General features: G+C 32.9%; 20 protein-coding genes. All 20 read right to left on the bottom strand.

Annotated features, from left to right (window positions below; translation table 11 throughout):
* Positions 1-44: 44 nt before the first annotated feature.
* Complete coding sequence (locus tag EHQ70_RS01650; protein WP_135583248.1) at positions 45-1,088, bottom strand: alginate O-acetyltransferase AlgX-related protein; 1,044 nt, start codon at positions 1,086-1,088, stop codon at positions 45-47.
* Positions 1,088-2,374 carry an MBOAT family O-acyltransferase gene (locus tag EHQ70_RS01645; RefSeq protein ID WP_167481683.1) on the bottom strand — a complete coding sequence of 429 codons (1,287 nt, stop codon included), beginning with the start codon at positions 2,372-2,374 and terminating at the stop codon, positions 1,088-1,090. Before EHQ70_RS01645 ends, EHQ70_RS01650 begins: the two co-directional genes overlap by 1 nt.
* 136 nt (positions 2,375-2,510) lie before the next feature.
* Positions 2,511-3,812, bottom strand: coding sequence for a glycosyltransferase family 4 protein (locus EHQ70_RS01640; RefSeq protein ID WP_135583246.1), 1,302 nt, complete (start codon positions 3,810-3,812; stop codon positions 2,511-2,513).
* A gap of 27 nt (positions 3,813-3,839) precedes the next feature.
* Positions 3,840-5,048 (bottom strand): glycosyltransferase family 4 protein, encoded by a 1,209-nt coding sequence (locus EHQ70_RS01635; protein WP_135583245.1) that lies wholly within the window; start codon positions 5,046-5,048, stop codon positions 3,840-3,842.
* Positions 5,045-6,481, bottom strand: a complete 1,437-nt coding sequence (locus EHQ70_RS01630) for a hypothetical protein (protein WP_244288191.1) — start codon at positions 6,479-6,481, stop codon at positions 5,045-5,047. Before EHQ70_RS01630 ends, EHQ70_RS01635 begins: the two co-directional genes overlap by 4 nt.
* Before the next feature lie 3 nt (positions 6,482-6,484).
* Positions 6,485-7,597 (bottom strand): DegT/DnrJ/EryC1/StrS family aminotransferase, encoded by a 1,113-nt coding sequence (locus EHQ70_RS01625; protein ID WP_135583243.1) that lies wholly within the window; start codon positions 7,595-7,597, stop codon positions 6,485-6,487.
* Positions 7,594-8,025, bottom strand: a complete 432-nt coding sequence (locus EHQ70_RS01620) for a sugar 3,4-ketoisomerase (protein ID WP_135583242.1) — start codon at positions 8,023-8,025, stop codon at positions 7,594-7,596. The genes EHQ70_RS01625 and EHQ70_RS01620 overlap by 4 nt, the downstream gene beginning before the upstream one ends.
* Before the next feature lie 8 nt (positions 8,026-8,033).
* Positions 8,034-8,726 (bottom strand): class I SAM-dependent methyltransferase, encoded by a 693-nt coding sequence (locus EHQ70_RS01615; RefSeq protein WP_135583241.1) that lies wholly within the window; start codon positions 8,724-8,726, stop codon positions 8,034-8,036.
* Positions 8,723-9,640, bottom strand: a complete 918-nt coding sequence (locus EHQ70_RS01610) for a class I SAM-dependent methyltransferase (RefSeq protein WP_135583240.1) — start codon at positions 9,638-9,640, stop codon at positions 8,723-8,725. The genes EHQ70_RS01615 and EHQ70_RS01610 overlap by 4 nt, the downstream gene beginning before the upstream one ends.
* A 1-nt stretch (position 9,641) precedes the next feature.
* Positions 9,642-11,330 carry a methyltransferase, TIGR04325 family gene (locus EHQ70_RS01605; RefSeq protein ID WP_135583239.1) on the bottom strand — a complete coding sequence of 563 codons (1,689 nt, stop codon included), beginning with the start codon at positions 11,328-11,330 and terminating at the stop codon, positions 9,642-9,644.
* A 37-nt stretch (positions 11,331-11,367) separates the two neighbouring features.
* The gene (locus EHQ70_RS01600) at positions 11,368-11,967 is read right to left on the bottom strand and encodes an FkbM family methyltransferase (RefSeq protein ID WP_244288189.1); all 600 of its coding nucleotides are present in this window, start codon (positions 11,965-11,967) and stop codon (positions 11,368-11,370) included.
* A 67-nt stretch (positions 11,968-12,034) separates the two neighbouring features.
* A complete protein-coding gene (locus EHQ70_RS01595; protein WP_135583237.1) occupies positions 12,035-13,444 on the bottom strand; it encodes an ABC transporter ATP-binding protein in 1,410 nt (469 codons plus the stop codon).
* Positions 13,422-15,197, bottom strand: coding sequence for a glycosyltransferase family protein (locus tag EHQ70_RS01590; protein WP_135583236.1), 1,776 nt, complete (start codon positions 15,195-15,197; stop codon positions 13,422-13,424). The genes EHQ70_RS01595 and EHQ70_RS01590 overlap by 23 nt, the downstream gene beginning before the upstream one ends.
* Positions 15,198-15,199: 2 nt before the next feature.
* Positions 15,200-16,336, bottom strand: a complete 1,137-nt coding sequence (locus EHQ70_RS01585; RefSeq protein ID WP_135583235.1) for a polysaccharide pyruvyl transferase family protein — start codon at positions 16,334-16,336, stop codon at positions 15,200-15,202.
* A gap of 9 nt (positions 16,337-16,345) precedes the next feature.
* Entirely contained in the window at positions 16,346-17,548 is a 1,203-nt protein-coding gene (locus EHQ70_RS01580; protein WP_135583234.1) for an N-acetyl sugar amidotransferase, read from the bottom strand.
* A gap of 2 nt (positions 17,549-17,550) precedes the next feature.
* A complete protein-coding gene (gene hisH / locus EHQ70_RS01575; protein WP_135583233.1) occupies positions 17,551-18,186 on the bottom strand; it encodes an imidazole glycerol phosphate synthase subunit HisH in 636 nt (211 codons plus the stop codon).
* Between the two features lies 1 nt (position 18,187).
* Entirely contained in the window at positions 18,188-18,925 is a 738-nt protein-coding gene (gene hisF, locus EHQ70_RS01570) for an imidazole glycerol phosphate synthase subunit HisF (protein ID WP_135583232.1), read from the bottom strand.
* A complete protein-coding gene (neuC, locus tag EHQ70_RS01565) occupies positions 18,922-20,058 on the bottom strand; it encodes a UDP-N-acetylglucosamine 2-epimerase (protein WP_135583231.1) in 1,137 nt (378 codons plus the stop codon). Before neuC ends, hisF begins: the two co-directional genes overlap by 4 nt.
* Entirely contained in the window at positions 20,051-21,100 is a 1,050-nt protein-coding gene (locus EHQ70_RS01560) for an N-acetylneuraminate synthase family protein (protein ID WP_135583230.1), read from the bottom strand. Before EHQ70_RS01560 ends, neuC begins: the two co-directional genes overlap by 8 nt.
* Positions 21,093-21,836, bottom strand: coding sequence for an acylneuraminate cytidylyltransferase family protein (locus EHQ70_RS01555; protein WP_135583229.1), 744 nt, complete (start codon positions 21,834-21,836; stop codon positions 21,093-21,095). Before EHQ70_RS01555 ends, EHQ70_RS01560 begins: the two co-directional genes overlap by 8 nt.
* Between the last annotated feature and the right edge of the window lie 67 nt (positions 21,837-21,903).

Raw genomic sequence — 21,903 nt, 5'->3', positions numbered from 1 at the left:
TTACTTTAAAAACTTCTAATTCGAAATTTATTCTTCGATATCGCTTAGAATATCTTGTAAATTCGTCGATCGTAATCTCCGATATGCCTTTCCAAGGTAACAAACAAAACTATATCAGGTTTATTTTTTAACAATTCTATCAATGGTTCTACATTCTCATTTTGTACAAAATTGAAGCTATCTACTTGAGAAAAACTGAGGTCGAAAAAAGGTTTCATAGAATAAAAATAAGAATCGTGAATTACTAATATTTTTAGTTTGTTTACTCTATCACTGATTCTTTTTTTCGGAATGTATATATATTCTTCATCTTTTAAATACTTTGATAAAGATAAGAAATCACCAAGATCTTTCCCCGCAGATTCCCTGTAAAAAACATCAAAATCCCTTTCAGAAAGGTTTGGTACCGAAGGAAAATCTCGATTTATCACTGAAATTAGTTTTTTTGAGGCAAGAAATGCACCTTTGTTATTCCAATGCGTATCCGTTTTATAATATACTTGATTCTCAGCTTTTGCCTCGAATAATTCCTTATGAAAAAAAACTGTTTTTCTTAGATTCAGGACTGTATCAGCATAAATCCTAAAATACTTATCTCTTTTGATCGTTGCATTGTGTTGCGGTTTTAAGTATTCAGAATATATATTAAATTTTTCAGGTACAACGGCTGTATAAAAGTGAATATGATTTTTTACGCAGAAATTATTTATGCGATCCAATCCGTGCCTATATTCCCAAAATTCCTTTTCATCAAAAGAGGAATCCCTGCCACCCAAACCATTATTCCCCAAAAAAACAAAAATCCAATTATCGTTACCCTTAACTACTCTTCGTTTTGGCGAAGAATCTAACACAAACCAAACGAAATAATTATATTTTTGAATTAGCCAGTTACGTAAAGGGAACTTCCTTTCAAAATAGTTTTCGATTAGCTGAAATTTTCCTGTGGTTCCGGCCTCGAAAATATCAGAAATAGTAATTTCTTTATTTTTGTCAGTCGAATCAATATCACTGATTACCGTAAAGAATAGATTAAGAAATGGAAAAACTAATATAAGAATTGATAGTTTAATTACAAATTTATTCATCAGAACCTAAAGTAAATAAATGGATTATAATTATTTGCCAACAAACATACGATAGAGACCGAAAAAACAGAAAACATAATTGCCATTTTTAAGGCTGGAATCGAATTTACCTTACTAAACAATCGCCAATCATAAGAAAAGAAAATGGCAAATCCAAGACCAATAATCCATCGCAGATCAAAAATTGAATATATTTGATCAAACCGAAATCCATTCTTACCAAACATGATTTCAATAAAATCAACAGCACTTACTGTAGATTCCAAACGGAAAAATACCCAACCAATATTGATTAGAGCAAAAGTGAAAACCAATTTCAAGATGTTTGGTAAATAATTAATAATATTCCTATAGTAAGTTCTTTCTAACACTAAAAAGAAGCCATGATACATTCCCCAGATAAGAAAGTTCCAACTTGCTCCATGCCAAAAACCACAACAAATAAAAACAATTAGCAAGTTTAAATATTGCCTAACAGGGGACTTACGATTTCCTCCAAAAGGAATATATAAATAATCCCTAAACCATGAAGAAAGAGATATATGCCACCTACGCCAAAATTCCTGAAAACTTAATGCTCTATAGGGAAAGTTAAAATTTACCGGAAAAGTTAAACCAAAAATACGACCAAGTCCAATCGCCATATCAGAATATCCGGAAAAATCAAAATAAATTTGAAAACTATAGGATATGATAGCTAACCAAGCTACACCTGAGCCGAACTCATAACTTTCTGAATTTAAAATTTCATCCGCATAAATACCGAGTGTGTTAGCAATCACTACTTTTTTTCCAAGTCCAATAACAAAGATCGACATACCATCAATCTTGTCTTGATAATCTGATTTTAGTCTAGAAAGAGAATGCATCACCTCACTATAACGAACAATAGGTCCAGCAATTAGCTGAGGAAAGAAGGAAATATAAAATGAAAATCTTAAAAAATTTCTATCAGGGTATATATCTCGTCTATATATATCGATTAAATATGAAATACCCTGGAATGTGAAAAATGAGATCCCTAATGGAAGATGAATTTCTTGAATCGTAAATTCTCTAAGTGTAATATTTGAAAATGCAGAAACTATAAAAGTCGCATATTTAAAATATATAATGAGTAGCAAATTTGCAAAAATTCCAAAAAACAAAAAAACTTTTTTACTTTTTACATAATCAATAAGCAAGCCAAATATAAAGTTTATGAATATTGATGAAAACATTATCAATATATAAGTTTGTTCCCCCCAAAAATAGAAAAAAACACTTCCTGTTAGTAAAACTAACATTTTATATTTTTGAGCAACTAACGAAAATAAAATGAATATAATAGGAAAAAATAGAAAAATGAAAAAAACTGTGCTAAATACCATATGATTTTAAAAAGCAGACTAATAGATAATAAAATATCTAAAACTTCAAAGTTTATCCGGTGGCCTCATTAATTTGACAATAAATTTCCTTTACGCAATTCACAGTTGATTCCCAGGTAAATTTAGAAGACTGCTTGAGTGACAATGAAGCTAGAGATTTTCGCAGATCAGAATCAGAAATTAATAACTCCATCTTTTCCTTCAGACTTGCTTTATCCATGGGATCAATTAGCATTCCAGCAGCTCCGATTACTTCGGGTAACGATGAGGAATTTGAAGATATTACAGGGAGACCACATTGCATTGCCTCTAAAGGAGGAAGGCCAAATCCTTCATATAAAGACATATAGACAAAAAATAATGCACCTGAATAGATAAAGGCCAATTCATTGTCTGGTATAAAACCAAGAAATCTTACTTTGGAATTGAATTTTTCTCCGAATCTTCTTTTTGTCTCTTCAAATGAAGGACCCCAACCCTCTGTCCCAATCAAAACCAACTGAATATCATCCGCAGAGTTATTTAGGTTTAAAAAAGCTTCAATTATAATTCCTAAATTTTTTCGCGGCTCAAAAGTGGAAACACTCACTATATATCTATCAGGAACTAATCTATATTTATCCAAAACTTCATTCATATAACCATCAAATAGTTTTTTTGTAAATATATTGTTAGCAGCCAAATATGAAACATGCGTACGTCGAGCTGAGTCAGGGATCACTTTAATGATATCATTTCGACTATGGTTAGAAATTGTAATGATGTTAGTTTTGGAATTTAAATATTTTACTAGTTTTTGAATCAAATGGTTGTTGTTACCCATAAAATATTCAGGATATAAAACAGGAATTAAGTCATAAATACTTACAACTGTATGAAGTTCTGAACAAGCAAGATATGAAGGCACAGGCAAAAAGGGACTATGAAAGATAAATTCTTTTGTTCTAAATTCAGAAGGAATTGATTTTTTATACCGATTCAAACCAAATAAAATATCAGCGAAAAACCGGAAAAATCTAAATACAAATAATTGAATTCGATCATAAAAAGAAGGATTAATTTTATCTAAGTTATATTCTATCGCATTCAGCCGCTGGAAAATCGAATCCCGCTTCGGAGACTTACCCTTTGGAAAAATTAACTGGTTCGAGACAACTCCTAAGTTTGCTTTCTTAATATATTCCGAAACATCAGAATAATTCCCATGAATTGCAGATAGATATAGTTCGAGATTTTTATCTTTTAAAAATTGAATTAATAGATTTTCAATGACTCTAAATATTCCGGTTTTAGCTTTTTCGTCTCGAATCGACCAACCTAATACAGAAATATCAAAAATTATCTTCATATTCATCGAATGTAAAAGGATCCCCTTTAATTATCAAAGAGACTCTTCTGACAATATCCTATTATAAAAATCAATATGTTTATCTGCACATCGTTCCCAAGTAAATTCCTTACTTCGAACCAATCCCTTCTGGACCATCTTATTCCTTATTGCATTAGATCGAAATATCTGTTCAGCAGCACTCGTGATCGACTCAGAAAACCAAGGATCAAACTGAATGGCAGCATCTCCGACTACCTCAGGAAAGGAACTAGTATTACTACAAATTATTGGACAACCCAAAGCCATAGCATCAACCAAGGGAATACCAAAACCCTCATATAAAGATGGGAACACAAACAATGAGGCATTTTGATAATAATACTTCAGCTCCGAATCCGAAGAAAAATTAATATGTATGGTTTTACCCAACAAATTCAACTTTCCTAAAGATTCTTTTTCGGCTCCAGATAGTTTTTTCCCACCTAACAAAACTAGATTTACTTTATACTTATAAATTACTGGAGCAATGCCTTTTATAAAATTATCAAAATTTTTATAACCACCTCTATCGCCAACAAAGAGAATGTAGTCCTTCCAGATAAAATTCAACTCCTTGTCAGGAACTTTGATTATGTTCGAGCCTAAATGAATTACTTCGATTTTTTCCTCAGGTATTTGATAAAATTCTAATAGATCTTTTTTTGTGGATTCCGAAATCGAAATAATCTTATCGGAGAAATCACAAAGATTTTTTCGATTTTTTAAGGCAACATCAGATAATTTATAAAATCCAGGAAATCGTTCATGGGTTAAATCATAAATAGTGATTACTTTTTTGATCCTTTTATCATTCTTTATTAAGCTAAAAAAATAAGTATCGAAGTAAGTTGGGTGAAATATCTGGACGTCTGAACTTTTGAGTCGTTTAGAAATTAAATTGCGGTTTCGGCGGTAAATTAATCTGAAAACAATTTTATTATAAAATAATTTTATGGATTTGTATATTGGGTAAATGATTGTTTTTCCCGAAAAAGATTTCCCCCAGAGCCAATCTTCTATTTCAGGTACATCTTTCGGAAATGAAAAAAAAGAATAAGGTTTGAAATATGCTCTATTCTTTAAATTTTCATTTTTCGTACAAATTATGGGAACTTCAAAGTCTTTCCTTTGATTATGGAGGCGCTCCATAACTTCTGCAAATAACAAAGAAATCCCGCCATACTTTTGATTTAAAAAAATTTGAAAGTCGAATAAGATCATAAAATATAATTCCTAATTTTTTTTAAGATCCTACCGAAAATATCCAACCTTGAAATTTCATTGGCTGCTTCAATCGTTCCAATGGATCTCCATTTACCAATCAATTCAATCTTTTCGATAGCTGGAAATTCAAGTTTAAATTCAAAATAGCCATGATTCGAAAAGAAACTAAAACAGTTTTCTCTTTGTTTTTGCCAATTGCCATTGATTTTAGAAGATAATAAACTAAAACTCATTGGAATTATTTTTGTTTCGGTAAGCCCATTTTTAATCGTTACCAAGATTTGGTCGATCTGGACTTCAAATGAAATTCCTTTTGCCAGAAGACAAAGTATCTTTATTGTTTTATCCTGAGTAACTACGTTTACCGGAAACTCTAATTTTACATTTTGGGAAACAGGAGAAATTCCAAAATTGTATTTTCCAAGTTCAACTAAATCCCCATCTTCAGGTAAAAGATATAAATAAGATTCAGTTAATAATCCGGAATTTACTGACCTTTTGTACAACAATTCTGAAATAGAATTATCCAAAAGAGAATTGTAAGGTTCCATTTTGGAATCTATTTCTTTTAAGCGGAGAAACTGTGTTTTCAATTTTTGTGAGTAAAGGGAATAGATTGATAGGTAAATATTTTTCGAAATATCATAAAAATCAGAAATATAGTTAAAAACACCTTCTTTAACTTTTACATCATGAAAATGATAAAAAACAAGATTAAACTCCTGATTCGATCCTTTCTCTTTTAAAACAATCGAACTATTATGAGCAGAAACAAATTCATATTGTTGTACGTTCCAGGGTGCCACCCCTCCTCCGAGATGTTTTAGTACATGGACTCGGTTGAATGCTGTTGCCCAATGATCTAAGTATTTCTGATCCCCAAATTTCCCTTCTTCAAAACGCGAATAACACCATTCGAGGCAACGATCCGCCCACCAGTGCAAAACTTTCAATCCATCTGCATCACTTCGAAAGAAAACAAATTGAACACAATAGATTCCAGCCGTAGCAGACTGGTCATATGCAGGAGAATAACGATGCTCAGTGATGAGCACAGAAGAATATTGTGCCTCATCTAACAAAACTTGCGGATTAGAAAAAAATAATAAATCTGCATCGACATATGTACAGTGATCTAATTGAAACCGATCCAAACAAAAACGAATGATCCAAGGAGTGCAGGTCCAACAATATTCCCCTTTTGATCTTTCCATCTTTACGCGGAGTAAGTCTGGTGATTCAAATTCCTTTAAGGAAACTAATTGAACAAAAGGGAAATCCAACTTTTGAAGTGAATCATAACATTCACTATCAAAGGGGAACACATATACCTTAGCTGAAGGGTCTTTTTCAGCTAAGGATTCCAACATGGAAATTCCACGAAGTAAATAATTCGAATCAAATAGCGTACAATAATAATTAATAGACATTAATTAGTTTTGCCACCGATTTAATACTGTAACCACTCGTTCAATTTCAGACTTCGAATGGAAAAATGAAATAGGTAAACTAAGTTCAGTTTCATGGATCTCTTCTGCAATCGGAAAAGTACCACTAGTAATATTCCAATCTTTTGATTGGTGATTGATTAAAGCTAATTGTTTATGCGGCGGGACTGGATAATGAATTTCCGTTTTGATTCCATTTTCCAAAAGATAGGCTTTCAGCTTATCTCGGCTTGTCGTTCGAACAGGATAAATATGATGTACTTGGTAAATGGATTTGTCATCAGGAAGCGGTTTAACTAAGTGATTGGACAATCCTTTATCATAAATCTGAGCCAGTTCTTTTTTATGCTGATTTATCTTATTGAGATATTTCAGTTTTACCGAAAGAATTGCGGCTTGCATTTCATCGAGTCTCGAATTCATTCCCACAAACTCGTTATAGTATTTAACCGATGAACCATAATTCCTTAGTTTTCTTATTTTGTTTGCAATATCTGGATCATCTGTGACAACAGCACCTGCATCACCGAAGGCTCCTAAATTCTTAGTAGGGTAAAAACTGAATGCATTGACATAGCCAAATGTACCTACATTCTTATTGTTATATTTTGCTCCATGAGCTTGTGCACAATCTTCAACTAAAACTAAGTTATTTTCATTACAAATTTCAACAATAGGATCCATATCGCACGGCCTGCCATATAGATGAACTACCATCACTGCACAAGTATTCTTAGTAATCTTTTCTCTTACCTTCGTTGGATCTATATTATAAGTGCCAATGGAAGGCTCAACCAAAACAGGCTTTAGTCCGTTTTGCATAATCGATAAGATAGTTGCAATGTATGTGTTAGAAGGAACGATCACCTCCATTCCCTCTGGGAAATCATAACACTTAAGACTTAAGGCTAAGGCATCTAGACCAGAGGCAACGCCGATACAATATTTGTTACCATTGAATGCAGCGAACTCAGTTTCGAATGTTTCCAATTCTTTCCCTAGAATAAACCAACCACTCTTCGAAACACGTAAAACGGCTTCATCAATCTCCTCTTGGAATGGTGCATTTAGTAGTTTTAAGTTTTCGTATTCAATCATTTCTTTTTATCAGCAATGTACTCTAAAAATTCATCATGGTTTCGAAGATAATCTTTTTCATCATAATAGTCAGAAGCATAAACTAACATAATGCAACCAGAGGATATTGATTCCATTGAATGCCATAATTCTTTTCCGAGGATAACTCCAACATGGCTTTCATTCATCAAAATTTTTTGAGAGTTATTTCCATCATCAAGATTCAAAACAAAACTACCGCTTAGACAAAAGATGACCTGAACCGTTTCTTTATGTGCGTGATTTCCCCTGCTGACTTCGGAAGCATTTTTTTGAATGATATAGTAGGTTCGTTTAATCGCGAAAGGAATATCTCTATCGGATTCTGCAACTGTCAGACTTCCCTCTCTCTGGTCAGTAAACTGCTTTAGTAAGACATAACCTGAGTTTTTTACAATGATCTCTTCCATAAGAATTCTTATTTTTTCTTAACCAAAAGAATATTGTCTAAGTAAAAACCATCATTTGATGGCAATACTTTCGACAGTAATATCGTTAAGATTTGAATCGGCGCAAACACAAGAGGTAAACTTAATTTGTAAACTGACCTTTTTCGGGAGAATAAATAGTATAAGTAAGTGCAAAATAATTGCCCAAGGGTTAAGATAAAATTCCCAGTTTTATACTGTTCTAAAATTTGAAACCCATTTCGTTCCAATAATGCTTTAATTCCAAATGATGAATACCTTGCAAAATCATATGGAATTTCGTGCTCATCCCAAACAAAAGGAACTGTTACAATGCCGATTCCGCCTTTTTTAAGAACTCGTTTGATCTCTAGAATAAACTCATCTGGATTAAAAACATGCTCAAGGACTTCTGTTGCTAAAAAATAATCAAAGGTATTGGCCTTAAACGGAAAATTCTTTCCATCATAAAATACATCTGCAACAGGATTTTCAGAATTGATTCCATGCGCATAATCCATACCAACATATTCAGCTTCCTGAAAGAATTGTTGATAAGGTTTAGTTCCGCAGCCTATATCAAGCAACTTTCCCTTTTTTATATGGACACTCAATCTTTGAATGTTCAAAAAAAGGAACCTTCTCGTGATAAAGAATGGGTTCAGAAAAATGTATTTAAAATTTGGCAGGAAGTCTCTATTCATTTTTTTCTCATTACAACGAGAATCGTTTGCCCTTTTACTAAAGAACGAAAAAAACTAAACGACAAAACAATTTTATAGATCCTACAAAACAGACTAAAAACCCTTCCAAGAGTTGTGCTTTTCACTTTACTGCTAAAACCTTCTCTCAATAGATTAATGTAGTAGTCAATGTGATAAGTTGCTAAGGGTTCATATTTTAAAGTTTCTAACTCTAAATTAAACCTTTTAGTCAAATATTTAAAAAAATCTAGATTTAAAGAAAGCATATGATGAGGAGGCATATCAAGTAAAACCTCTCCATATTTAATAAAACTATCTCGATTAGGAACAGCTATCAACATTCTTCCTTTTTCATTTAGCAGTCTGAGTGAACTTTCGATAAAGCCCAAAGGATCAGTAACATGTTCGAAAACTTCAAAACTCACAATAAAATCATAAGAAGCGGATGATTCTATTAATTGAGAAAATGTTTGATTTTGAATTGGGAGTTTTTCCCTTTCCGCATATTTCAATGCGTCCTGATTGAATTCAATACCCATTGCATCACGTACAAAAGACATCACCTTTTTTATAAAATGCCCTTTGCCAGAACCAATTTCCAGAAGACTATTAGGTGAATATTTTCTAACAATTTCAGTCCCAATATCAAATTCCCACTTATCTTCGCCGTAATACCAATCGTATTTTTCAGATAATTGTTTATATAGTTTATCTGAACCTGCAATTTCGAGCGGGAAATAGAAGCGAATTTTTGATTCATTACACTCACAAAGAAAAACTTCATCTATGGATTTAAAATCAGATGTTACATCGACTTCGAATAATTGTTTCCACTGCGAAACTAAATAGGAAGCAGAGAATTTCTTAATAATAGTTACATTTGAATTCTTGGATATAGGACTAATTATTTGCATTTTACGCCTTTTTAAAAATAATACATTTATTTTTTATCTCAAGATCTACAGGGAAAATTTCCTCATCAGCATCAAACTCAGAAAAAACCTCATAGTTTTTAGCTAAAAATGTAGATAAAGAGAAATGATTCATAAACCGTATTGGAATTTCTGCTTTATAAATTTCCTCAGGAACCTTCTGGATCATTATATGTTCAGTCTTATCACTATAAATTAAAGGTGTTCGATCAAAAATAATAAAGTCAAAGTTGTGTTCCAGAACTTGTGATAAAATTTCGAATGGGTCTTCCAAATACTGAATTGTACTCGAAAAGAGAATAACGTTTGGCTTGTTAGTGTCGACAGCTTCTTTAATTGTATTAAAGAAATTCAGTGTATCATCTTGAAAGTTCTCTATTCCGCATTTAACAAAATGTTGTTGTTCTACTATGGACCACTTACAAATAGATAAACCGTTTAGAAATTTACGGTTTTGAAAATAGGTACTACCTAATGAACCACCAAAATCAAGTAAATTCAGTTTCCCTTCGTGTTGCGATGCCAAGTATAAAAGAGAAACCAAAAGAGGCATTGAATAATGTATTTCATCAAATAACACAGAATCCCTCTCGTATACCGCCTCTCCGTTTTTAACTTTCAAAAGCGAATTCTTTACTTTTTCAAGGATAACTTCCGAAGCATACCCGCTACATAATTTTACTGCTTCACCCCAAGATGAAAAATTTCCAAAATAGTAATCCTGTTCTTTTTCTCTGCGATTGTTAAATAATAGCCTAAATAGTTTTCTATATAACAAATTTATGATTTTGCGTACCTTCGATTCATTTCGATTCTTTTGTTGAGTTAAGGATTCAAAGTATTCCGATAATCTTTTTCTAGCAACCCTGTCATTTTCAATTTTATCAGGGAAATAAGCGACTCTTTGATTGGAGAAGGAAGGGCTCAAAAAATCGTCGTCATTGCAGTGAGTCCCACTGCTATCTAAACCAATATTTTGAATTAAACTTTCTTTTGGATATAAAGTAACTTTATTTAGCAAAAACATCGAGGCATACCACCTCACTGCCCAGCTGTCATTTTTCCCTTCAATTTGTTTTTTTAACATTTCAGAGAATTTGAAATGTCCCCCATAATTAAATTCTTCTAATAAGTTGTTATCCTCTAATTCGGTTAACAACTTAGAACCATCTGTTTCAAACTGATCCCATACCCGTTTCCAAGTTCCCCATCCCCAACAATCAGCACCTTTGATAAAAAAAGTTTCCTTTAAACCTTTTGTGTCGATCGGATAATTGTAACCATGGATGCTCGCAACTTTTTCAACATCTTTATACTTCTTTAAGCCAAGATTCATATATTGCAGAAAAAATGGGCTCACCACAATATCATCTTCCAATACAATAACAGTTTCAAATCTTTTCAAAACATCTGTTACACCAGAAAGAATTGATTTAGCAAGACCAAAATTTCTCTCTCTTTCAATTATCTGAATAGATTTGAACCCAGTAATACTTTTTATATAAGACCTCACTTCATTTACTTTCGTTATATGTGAGTCGTTCTTTGCATAATCAGCGTAGATGATTAAATCCGAATCGGAAGATTCTAAATTGGTAAACAATGAATCGATGACACGTTTGGTGTGCTCAGGACGATTGTAAACAAAAATGACTATTGGTGAATTTGTCATAGGTTGGAGAACTATAAATAATAAGTAATGTGTAAATCTATGGCTGAAAGTTTTTATCTAAGTAAAAACAAGTGCGAGGAGTTTTACAGTAAAAATAATATCCAAGCTCTTTTAATAACAAGTGGATTGGATTATTTGTTATCGTCTCAAGATCAAAATTTAGAATTTCAATTAAAATTACTTTCGGTCGAAATTTTGTCCAATCCCCAGATTTCAAAACAGAGATTTCATTCCATTCCACGTCAATATTCATAAAATCAATCTCTTTATCCAAGGAAAATTGCCGCAAAACATTGGAAAGTGGTCTAACTTTTACTTTCACGTTATCTTTTGATTTATAATTTGTATTTTCTTCTAAAAATTTGACCCTATCTGCATCAAAGGTATTCAACGCAGCTTCTTCAAATCGGTAGTAAACTAATTCCGATTCCTCTAAACCGATGCCTATGTTTAAATTTTGATCCCGTTTTCTATAAACTTCAAATTTATTAAACCCATCTGGCGAAGGCTCAATATTAATCCCTGTCCAACCCAATTCATAAAAGTAATTTGTGTTGGAAAACCGAAAAGGATCATAGGCACCAATATCTACATATCTACCATCTTTTTTCTCACCAAAAAGGTCTCGAAGAACCATATCCTCCCCTTCTTGAGAGTAAGAACGGTAATAATTGCTTTCAGTTTTTTTTTTCTTAAACATAAATTTATTGATGACCATTTACCTCAGTAGTAAGCTCAACAGGTAGATCAACTAAACCCATAAAGGGTAAAAAAAGATCTTTGGGAGAAACAATAAGCTTAAATGAAGTTATTTGCGCAGTAAATATATTGATTAAAGAACTAGCATATCTTTGAATAGAAAGTGACTCTATAATGTCAAAATTTTCAATTTCCATTTCATTAATAGTAAGTCCAATGATATAATCATCTGGAAGTAAACTAAGCTTTAAGTCATATGTAATCGTTACTTCTTCACCTTTTTTTAAATTTCTTGGAACTTTATTTGTATCTATCTGGAAATTAAATTTCCCATAAATCGAATTATTTGCCGTATTTGTAAATCCAAGTGCAAATAGAATAGTTTCAATGTTATCATTCACCAAAAAATGAAATGAAAACCTTACATAGTCACCAACATACAAAACTTCTTGGTCATGTTCTATATTTTTGATTGAATAACCAATTAACTCGAGACGATCAAATGACCCGCTACTAAACCTAATCGCATTCGGAGAAATGAAATCTTCCTTAAGTTTTAAATTTTGTTTTTTATTTGTGTTGGAATTTTCTGAATCAATTCTCTTTCCTTCCAGTTGTAATTCATATTCATTGTATTTCTCAACCTTATAATAAAGCCCAGCAGCAACTCGGGCATCGCCAAGATAAACTTGATTTCCCTTATTTAACAATAAAGCATGTTTACAATATTTTATCACCGTATGTATGTCATGACTAACAAATAGAAATGTTGTTTTCCCATTTTTCAACATTCGTTCAATTAAATCGAAACACTTTGCTTGAAAAAAAACATCACCAACGCTTAGAGCCTCATCTACTATTAAAATATCAGGATCCATCAGCGCTTGAACAGAAAATGCCAATCGAACGAACATCCCGCTTGAATAAGTTTTTACAGGTTGATTAATATAATTTCCTATTTCTGAAAACTCAACAATTTCATCATATTTACTTTTTATAAAAGAGTTAGAGAATCCTAAAATTGCACCGTTTAAATAAATATTCTCTTTACCAGTAAACTCAAGATTGAATCCGGAACCAAGTTCCAATAAAGCATTGACTCGACCATTTACTAAAACATCACCACTAGAAGGAGTTAATGTTCCAGCAATGATCTGTAGCAATGTTGATTTACCGGAACCATTTCTACCTATAATTCCCAATGAATCTCCCTTTTTTAAGGAAAAAGAAACATCATTTAATGCTTTAATATCACGAAAGTATTGCCTATCAAATTCAGGTTTAATTTTACCCAAAATCGGACGAAGCATCTCTTGAATTCTATGCCTTGGACGTTCATAGTGTTTATATTTTTTAGTGATATTTGAGACTATCACAGCATAGTCTTCAGAATTATTTATAGGATCTAAGCTCATTTTTTGCCTTTAAAAAAAGTTTCGAATTACTTTTATAATCGTCGCTAGAATATTTATATAAATTCTCTAGATTAGAATTAAACATTTGCATAATTTTTTTAGAAATATCGTATTTACTTACTTGATTATTCAACAACCTATACTCATACAAATTTTTTAAATTAAACTTAACTAAACCATCAACACACTTTAGCTCAACAGCTTTCTTAAAAATAGAAAATGTAAACCAGTTCTCAAGTTTGAAGAAAATTCCTCTCAAACCTAAAAGCTTAAAAAACTTTTTGAGAATCCGAAAAATTAAATTCCTTCGTTTAATAATTTTCGAATAAAGTTCTGAAGGTATCCGGACTGTTCCTGCGGAAAAACTTAAGGCCATCCAGAGATATGAATTTTCTACGTTTCTGATATTCCAACCGTCTTCTAAAGCTTTAAATATATTTTCCCTATAAGTTTTTAAGCTATTGCCTGTATAATGTACAAGCCGCGGATAAGAAGGAAGATTTTCATCATAGGTCACAACAGGAATACCATATGAAAGAGCTTCAATTCCCGTTGCGGACCAACCAGTTACTAATAAATCAATTTCCTTTAATAGGTCATAAAGCGAAATATTTTCGGTAGGATAATTTACCGAAACATTTGCAGGTAAGTCTTTCAAAATACTTTGCCAAATTGAAAATTGTTCTGAAACAACAGATTCACGCTTATTCTGTAAATCTCTTGGGTGTAATCGAATAATCAAGTGGAGATTTGGGTCATTTGATACAATGGATATAGTCTCGCGAATCCATTCAAATTGATTCTTAAACACCTTGCTCTCGACTTTTGAACCTGGGAATCCTCCGATTATATACGCCGAATAAGCTTCATCCGAACTACTTAGTGAAGCTAAAATAATTTTAGCTCCTTTTTTAATATTAAAATGGTTTTCTAACTTAAAATTACCGGAAACTGCAGATGAATAAACAGCAAAAGATTTTGCTTTCAAGAGTTCATCAAAATGACCTTTGATACGGTCTAAATCAAGTTCACGTATTAACTCAAAACGTCGGTTCCAATAATCTAAGGCAGGATTTAAGAGATAAAAATTTTGCCATTTCCAAACTCTCACAGCCTCATATCTTTCCGCATTATTCGAACTACCTTCAATAAAATAACAAGAATTTCCGCGAAGCATTGAAAAATGAAACACTGCGTTATTTACTCCATACTGTGGACTGTAAGCAAACAATACATCAGGAGAGATTTTTGAATATAATCGGGCATATGCATAAAGAGAAATTAAACAATTTCTTGCATATATTAGAAACGTTTGCCATTCATCTTTATCAAATTCGCATGAGATTTTTTTGAATTTCAAAAGAGGTTCATATGATGCTAGCCTAAAAACTTTAATTCCAAGAACTTCATAATCCAAAAAATTTTCTGCTGTAACTGCGGCTATATGTTTTTCTACTTCAATATAATCGGAATCAAGTATATACTGATCCAATCTGTGATTAATGAACATATTATCATGGATCAAAATATCTCGGGTATATCGGCACTTTTTACAAATTGATTCCTTCTCTATCGAATTAGCACCAACATCGATATTTTCCGAAGCCATACTAACGCAATAGTTTGAAAAAACACCATCACATGTTACATAATGAACCTCATGGCCAACTGATTTCAAATATTTTGCTATTTGAAGTTCAGGTAACGAGTGTAAAGTAATTAGTGCATGAGGCGAAAAAAAAAGAATTTTCATTATTAGTAATTATTAACAATCCAAGACTTCAAGCTTTCGCCGTAGGAATAATATTGATCTTTCATTTTTTCTGCAATGTCTGAATATATTTCTTTGTATTTTTTTGATTCATTTAGATATTTTTCGGATAAATCCAATAAGGATTGAAAGTCCTTACTGGCTTGAACTTTTACTACTCCGCTATTAAAACCTAAATCAGAATATAATTTACCAATTTGCGGATAATTTTCTATACCTATCGTTGGTATTCCTTGAGCAATTGAATAAACATTCGAATGAAATCGCATCCCAAGAACAAGATCACATAGGTTATAATCAGAAAAGGTTTTTTCTGCGCCACTAATTCCAGGACCATAAGAAGATATCCTTAACCTTGTCCGCCTGAAACGATCTGGCAAATTCAGGATGACCCTATAAAAAATATCATAATCACTATAGATATGCGGAAAAAAAACAAACTCAGAATCAACGTTTTTTTCACCTAACTTAACTAGCAAATGTGCAAATGATTTACTAAAATCATCTATTGTAAAATCTGAAGTAAATCGAATACCAGGCATATCACAAGCAAGATTAACACCTATTAAAATATTGCGCTTTTCATTACTGCCTTCATCACTCACCTGAAAAAAAGAGTTAAATCCACCGTCTGGGCATTTGAATACTTTCGTAAAAGCATCATCTGGAAAATACTTTTGTAACGTTGAGTAAGACCCATCATTACGAACGGAGAGAAATATTTTCGGATTGTTATTTATGATTTTAAGAAATGCAGAAAATTTTTCTAATGCACTTTCAGAAACTCCCTGCCCATTATCAACGCCTAATGCATTAAATAAAACTGGAATTTCAATCTGCTCAAATAGATGCAATGGAAAAGCTAAAGAAGTGCCAGTCGGAGAAGAGTCAACCCAAAGTTCAAGATAGTTTCCACCACCAATTACGAACAAATCGTATTGGTTTATCTCTTTAATAAATTCAATATCGAATGCTCGCTCTTTCCAGTAAAACTGTCGTATCTCTACATTAGTCCATTCAGTCGAACTATCAATAGTTTCAGCGAACATTTTTCTAAAGCCTTGATGATTTGCCAAATCACCAATGTTACCAGAAAAACTTGCTAAATGTAAAATTCGCATAAGATGCCTCTACTCTACTTGGTGTAAAAGTTTCCAGGTTGAATTTTCTTTTTTCCAAAGATGTGGAGAGCGAAATTTATCTACTGTTTCCCAAAATTTTTCTTCAGTAACGTCAATATATTCCAAGAAATCTTTAAAATATTTTGAAGGAAATTCTTGATCATATTTTTTAACCAATCTAACTCCCTCTTCCCTGGTGATTTTTGAATTCCTGATTTCCTGAGCCGCATCATATGTTGCTCGGCCGATGCCAAACTTAATTAATGTTGTGAAATAATGGAACATATCAATTCGATCATCAATGCTACTGTATTTTGAATATGTACCTTCGGTTCTTTCTGTGTTTGCCTTAAAACCAGTGTTCTCTACTGCATAATAATAACATTCCTGTGGATCCCACTTCAGATAATAACCTAAATAATGAACTTCAACATCCTTACTTTCTAAATAGTCAGCACTTGGCGGAATATATGGAGTAAAATCTTCTAGTTTAAAGGAAGTTTCTGATAAAATATCTTTTATAGGTTTTCCGCCTAAAATAATTTCCATCGGATCTGAAATGGAAAAAAACTTTCTGTCCATAACTGGAATATAATTCTCAGATACTTCGTTTCCATATTCCGCTTGATTTTCGCCATACATTACTAATTTGACACCAAATTTTGCAGCCATCAACGGACCAATGATTCGTTGTCCAACTATGAATGGCTGAAAAGGATGCAGTAAATTAAGAAATGCCTGCTGTGTTAGATAGCGATGTAATTTACCATTTGGAGTAAATAGTATATTATCTAAACCACCTACATGCATCCAATTTTCAAAATTTTCCCAACCGATATTAGTATACTTATGTGGTGCCCAGGTTACAGTTAAAGGATTCATCCCATATTTATATTTTAAAATATGAGAAGTAAAGGCGCTGTCTTTTCCGCCGCTTCCAGGAACAATAACATCATATCCATCACCCTTCCCTCTAAATTTATCCAACGTTCGTAATAGATTTTCTTCCCTTTTTTTCCAATCTATTTCGGATTCTTTAGTAGCATGGTATTCGCAAGCTGCACAGATCTGATCACTTCCAAATCCGATGGTTTTCTTCGCCTCTTCTTTTTTGTGCTTGAATTCAACTGTTGAACTTGGTCGCTGATTCGAGATAACGCATTTTTTACAAAATAAAACTTCTTTGGGTAATCCAAAATATGCTTCTGCCATTTTTATTCCTTAACTTCTATTCCACATTTGATACAAAAATTCTTTAAAAGCTGTAATCCGACTTTACCACTTTTTTCCGGATGAAACTGCATTCCAATTACGTTTTCATTCTGCACAATTGCAACAATGGAATGTCCGTCATAGTTTGTTACGGCTACTACATTACTCGGATCTACATTCTGTGCTGAAAAACTATGTACAAAGTAAAAACGTAAGTGTTCTGGGTTCAAACCATTAAATACCCAAGAATTCGTATTGGTAGATTTAACGTTCGCCCAAGATATATGGGGTAATCTTATACCATTGCCAATTTTCTTTACTTCACCAGATATCCAATTGAGGCCTTCTGTCTCTTGATGTTCAAATCCTATCGAAAATAGAATTTGCATACCTAAGCAAATACCTAGAATCGGCTTTCCTTTACTTTTATATTCTTTAAGAATCGGAATTAAATTCTCATTCATCAGATTTTTCATAGCTTTCGGAAAGGCACCAACACCGGGAATAACAATCCCACTTGCATTGGCAATTTCATTGACATCTTTCGTAATTTTGGTTTCAATCCCTAAATATGAGAAAGCATTTTGTACGCTTCGCAAATTTCCTAGTCCGTAATTAATAATTGCAACATATTTCATTTTAACAAAAAACCTGGTTAACCATTTCGCTCAAATCTAAACTAGAAAAAACATTGTAATGCAAAACACTTGCAAAAGCTATACCACTTGGATGAACAACATTTTTCAATTGAACCAGATGTTCGCGTTCGCCAAATCCACCGCTGACAATCACCGGAATATTAACTAATTCATTAACCATTTTAGAAAGTTCTTTATCAAATCCTGATTTCGTTCCCTCTTTGTCCACAGAGGTAAGCAAAATTTCTCCTGCACCAAGGGATTCTAATTGTTTTACCCACTCAGAAACCCTAATTCCAGTTTTTTCTCTTCCGGTTTCTTTATAAACTTCCCAATCATTCTCATTTTTCTTTTTGGCCTGAATTGAAGCTACTACACATTGACTTCCATATTTTTTTGCGATTTCCTCAATTAAATCTGGCCTTTCTACTGCAGCAGTGTTTATTGCAATTTTATCTGCACCTGAATCTAAAGCAAAAGATACATCGTCAAGGTTGCGTAAACCACCGCCAATCGTAATTGGGACAAAAACTTCCTGAGATGCCTTTCTTAACACATCGAACAAATTATTTCGACCATATAGACTTGCAACACTGTCTATGAGCAGTATTTCATCTATCCCATCCTCATAATACCGCTTCGCTAATATATTAGGATCTCCGACTTTCCTTAAGCCCTCAAGATGAATTCCCTTGATTACAGAATCATTTTTTATATCTAAGCGTGCAATTACTCTCATACGAACTCTCTGTCTATGAAATATTTCTGTGAGTTTCTTCTCCAAAAGTTTTCCATATCTAAAATTTCCAAAAATTTCTCTGCACTGTTACCAATTCCAAAATTTTCAGTCCTTTCTCTGGAAGTATGTAAAACCTTATCAAAACTATCACTAATTTCCATACTATCGATAGAACAATTGATTACTGAATCACAATTAACTCTATTAAATTGTCTTGTACCAAGGTTTACAGAAGGAACTCCATAATGTGGCGCTTCTCTTACTCCAGCACTGGAATTCCCAACCATAAAGCTGGCATTTTTTAATAATGTTAAAAAATATTCAAACCTCATCGATGGATATATACGGATATTTTTCAAAGTCCGTAGCCTTTCATACTCTTCAATTATGATGTCACTTCCCAAATCGTTATTCGGATAGATTACAATGAAATTTTTATTACTACTTATTACAGAATCTACGACCTTTCTTATATCTGATTTCAGTGAGTCTATTTCAGTTGTAACAGGGTGAAATAACAAAATAGCATACTCACTAAAATCAAATCCATATCTTTCTTTGACATTTGCTAGAGTCGGTAGCGTATCGGAATTCATTACATCGACATCAGGTGAACCTATTACATAAATAGACTCCTCCGACTCACCCAATTGAAGTAATCTCTTTTGGGCTTCTATATTAGATACAAAATGAACGTTTGATAATTTTGTGACGCTATGTCGAATCAATTCATCAACAGTTCCAGATACCTCACCTCCCTCAATATGTCCAACAAGTATATTGTTAAGTGCTCCTACTGCTGCACCAGCAAGTGCTTCAACTCTATCTCCGTGAATTATCAACATATCTGGAGAATTTTCGTGAATATAATCTGACAATCCCATGATTGTTTTTGATAATATATGATCCATGGAATCGTTCGAATTTTGATTTATAAATTTATGAATACGTTGAAAACCTTCCTTTTCAACTTCTTCGCAAGTGTATCCATATTTTGACAATAGATGCATACCAGTAACGAAGATTAGCAATTCATATCTTTCATTTCCCTCAATCTTTTTCATCAAGGTTTTTAATTTGCCAAAATCTGCTCTGGTGCCTGTTAAAAAAAGTAACTTTATTTTTTTACTCATTTTCTTTAATATCGTCTTTCTTTAGCTGTCTGTTTTTGGCTATAAAGCGAGTTGCCTTACTACCGATTAACCTTTCAAAATCTTTTGCCTCAAAGTCTCCACCGTGCGGTCTCTTAACCCAAATATTCTCTTCAGTTAGCATTTCACCTTCAGCGATATCTCGAATTGAAACTACAGACGCAAAAGCAAAAGCAATTGTAGGTGCTTCCGAGTCAACGGCCGTTTTCAGATTACCTTGTTTCGATCTAAAAATTAAATTAGAACCTTCTATCATATTATGTAAATCCGTTGGATCCATTGAACAAACGATATCAGGACCTGGGCGATCTTTACTATCTGTGAAATGTTTTTCCAATATGGATGCACCTAAAGCTACAGCTCCCAAGCAAGGATAATTCGTGAGGCTATGATCTGATAACCCAATTACTGCATCTGGAAATTTTTCTTTAAGAGCCACCATTGCATCTAGACGTATATCCTCAGGTGCAGTAGGATAAACATTTGTGCAATGTAATAACGCAAATGGCACATTATTTCTACGAAAAATATCCACACTTGGCGCAATCGTCTCTATTGAATTCATACCAGTGCTTAAAATTACTGGTACTTTCATTGATGATACTAATTTAATTAATGGATAGTTATTACACTCGCCAGAACCGATTTTAATAGCTGGAATATTAAATTTTTTCAATCTAAAAAATGCTTCCCGAGAAAATGGTGTGCTAATAAAAATTTTCCCACGATCTTTTACGTAATTCATAAGGGTAAATTCTTCTTCTTCGTTCAAAGAACATCGTTGCATAATTTCATAAATCGAAACATCCGCATTTCCAGGTATTTTTCCCTTTGCCTCCTCGGACATTTCATCCTCAACAATATGCGTCTGATGTTTAATAACTTCTGCACCAGCACCAATAGCTGCATCGACCATTTCTATAGCTACATCTAATGAACCTTCATGATTTATTCCGATCTCTGCGATAACCAAAGGAGGGTAATCATCACCAACCCAGCGATTTCCGATTAAAAATTTAGCCATTGTTCTTTCCTTTTAAAAATAATTCTGCTTCAATAAGATCCTTTTCAGTGTCGATATCTCTACTCACATCTGAATTCATAACAAAAGGTAGACTTTTGTTTGTAGGTATCCTACCTGTTTTCAAAAATTCGCTTAAACTAAAAATATAAATTGCACCATTAGGAACGTACACATCTGGCAAATCCTGCCGATTCATATTTAGATATTTTTCTCCCATTAAAGGATTCAGATGACCATGCTGATCAATCAAATATGCTTTAAATGGATTTTTTTCTAAAAGTGTAACGCTAACCACAGAACCTTCATTATTTCCTAATAAAACTTCGATCGCTGAATCTATATGAAAGCTAGTTCGCAAAGGGGAAGTAGGCTGAAGATAAACTAAAAATGTATTCTCTAAAAATTCATCAGAAGATACCTTTACAAAATGTGCAATTACTTCATTCGCAGTTGACTTGTCACTACTCACATTTTCAGGACGCATAACCAGTTCCAAACCTAGATTTTTCCCAAGTTGCAAAATCTCTTCGTCATCAGATGATAAAAAAATACGAGATATATATTTTGAAGATTTTGCAGCTTCAGCGGTATAGGTCAGAAGTGGCTTCCCATTGAGAAGGCGAATGTTTTTTCGTTTAACGCCTTTCGAGCCACCTCTTGCAGGTATTAAAGCAATAAAATGTTTATTTGAATCCACATTAACCATTTCAATCTTTTCAGCTTTTTCTAGAAACAAAACGAAGTGATTCGACAAACTTAGCTACGAACCTACTAAGAAAAAATGAGACAAACAAAGCGACAAA

The organism is Leptospira congkakensis (genome assembly GCF_004770265.1).
Lineage (GTDB): Bacteria > Spirochaetota > Leptospiria > Leptospirales > Leptospiraceae > Leptospira_A > Leptospira_A congkakensis.
The sequence above is the reverse complement of the archived record's forward strand: the minus strand, read 5'-3'. Positions and strand labels throughout refer to the sequence as shown.

Coding starts and splice junctions, on each gene's coding strand:
- EHQ70_RS01590 (WP_135583236.1), bottom strand. CDS start 15,197: ATGAAAATTCTTTTTTTTTCGCCTCATGCACTAATTACTTTACACTCG.
- EHQ70_RS01615 (WP_135583241.1), bottom strand. CDS start 8,726: ATGAATAGAGACTTCCTGCCAAATTTTAAATACATTTTTCTGAACCCA.
- EHQ70_RS01630 (WP_244288191.1), bottom strand. CDS start 6,481: ATGTCTATTAATTATTATTGTACGCTATTTGATTCGAATTATTTACTT.
- EHQ70_RS01625 (WP_135583243.1), bottom strand. CDS start 7,597: ATGATTGAATACGAAAACTTAAAACTACTAAATGCACCATTCCAAGAG.
- EHQ70_RS01560 (WP_135583230.1), bottom strand. CDS start 21,100: ATGGCTAAATTTTTAATCGGAAATCGCTGGGTTGGTGATGATTACCCT.
- neuC (WP_135583231.1), bottom strand. CDS start 20,058: ATGAGTAAAAAAATAAAGTTACTTTTTTTAACAGGCACCAGAGCAGAT.
- EHQ70_RS01600 (WP_244288189.1), bottom strand. CDS start 11,967: ATGGTTCTTCGAGACCTTTTTGGTGAGAAAAAAGATGGTAGATATGTA.
- hisF (WP_135583232.1), bottom strand. CDS start 18,925: ATGAGAGTAATTGCACGCTTAGATATAAAAAATGATTCTGTAATCAAG.
- EHQ70_RS01580 (WP_135583234.1), bottom strand. CDS start 17,548: ATGGCAGAAGCATATTTTGGATTACCCAAAGAAGTTTTATTTTGTAAA.
- EHQ70_RS01605 (WP_135583239.1), bottom strand. CDS start 11,330: ATGACAAATTCACCAATAGTCATTTTTGTTTACAATCGTCCTGAGCAC.
- EHQ70_RS01640 (WP_135583246.1), bottom strand. CDS start 3,812: ATGAATATGAAGATAATTTTTGATATTTCTGTATTAGGTTGGTCGATT.
- EHQ70_RS01635 (WP_135583245.1), bottom strand. CDS start 5,048: ATGATCTTATTCGACTTTCAAATTTTTTTAAATCAAAAGTATGGCGGG.
- hisH (WP_135583233.1), bottom strand. CDS start 18,186: ATGAAATATGTTGCAATTATTAATTACGGACTAGGAAATTTGCGAAGC.
- EHQ70_RS01645 (WP_167481683.1), bottom strand. CDS start 2,374: ATGTTAGTTTTACTAACAGGAAGTGTTTTTTTCTATTTTTGGGGGGAA.
- EHQ70_RS01650 (WP_135583248.1), bottom strand. CDS start 1,088: ATGAATAAATTTGTAATTAAACTATCAATTCTTATATTAGTTTTTCCA.
- EHQ70_RS01620 (WP_135583242.1), bottom strand. CDS start 8,025: ATGGAAGAGATCATTGTAAAAAACTCAGGTTATGTCTTACTAAAGCAG.
- EHQ70_RS01585 (WP_135583235.1), bottom strand. CDS start 16,336: ATGCGAATTTTACATTTAGCAAGTTTTTCTGGTAACATTGGTGATTTG.
- EHQ70_RS01595 (WP_135583237.1), bottom strand. CDS start 13,444: ATGAGCTTAGATCCTATAAATAATTCTGAAGACTATGCTGTGATAGTC.
- EHQ70_RS01610 (WP_135583240.1), bottom strand. CDS start 9,640: ATGCAAATAATTAGTCCTATATCCAAGAATTCAAATGTAACTATTATT.